Source organism: Fodinibius saliphilus (assembly GCF_005869845.1).
Classification (GTDB): domain Bacteria; phylum Bacteroidota; class Rhodothermia; order Balneolales; family Balneolaceae; genus Fodinibius; species Fodinibius saliphilus.
Window position 1 is genome coordinate 1 of sequence record NZ_VAWF01000010.1, and the last position, 599, is coordinate 599.

General features: G+C 40.1%; 1 protein-coding gene. It reads right to left on the minus strand.

Annotation, left to right across the window (positions count from 1 at the left end):
- The coding region (locus FCN14_RS15625) for a flagellin (RefSeq protein WP_434084072.1) at positions 1–194 on the minus strand (194 nt) is incomplete at its 3' end.
- Positions 195–599 lie beyond the last annotated feature (405 nt).

Consider the following 599-nt stretch of genomic DNA (forward strand, 5'->3'; position numbering starts at 1 on the left):
CCGCCAACACGACTGCGCAACTTCGTTGCAATCGAAAACCCGGCCGAGTCATCTTCCGCACGGTTAATCCGCTTACCCGTTGACATCTTCAACTGGTTTTCGGACATCTCCTTATTAATTCTGTTCAGGGATAGCTGGGAATCCAGCGATTGTATGTTTGTATTTACTCTGTTTAAATCTCCAAAACTTGCCATAACTTTTCTCCGTTTTTTAAAAAATTTGTTTGCTTCCTGCGTTGCACAACTATTATCGTAGAGGAAAAAACGATCTTAAATTTTTTTTTGACTTTTTTTCAACAACTACCAAAACACCTATTCAAAACCTAACCATTACCACCAGGTAGCACATTTAACGAACAGGAATTTCCTTTCAGAGCTTTTAGCAAAAGCATACACATTGTATAGCTTCGGGCTAAAATAAAAATGAGTATTGAAAATTCTTCCTTTTAAGAAAAAATCAGGTAGGGAACTTGTCAAAATAAAAAACCCCATTGCTGCCGAAGCAACAACAGGGTCTGTCTTTAACTATACGGGGTAACCCGTCAGGGATTATCCAAGGAATCCGAGTACAGATTGCGGACCGTTGTTGGCCTGCGCAAG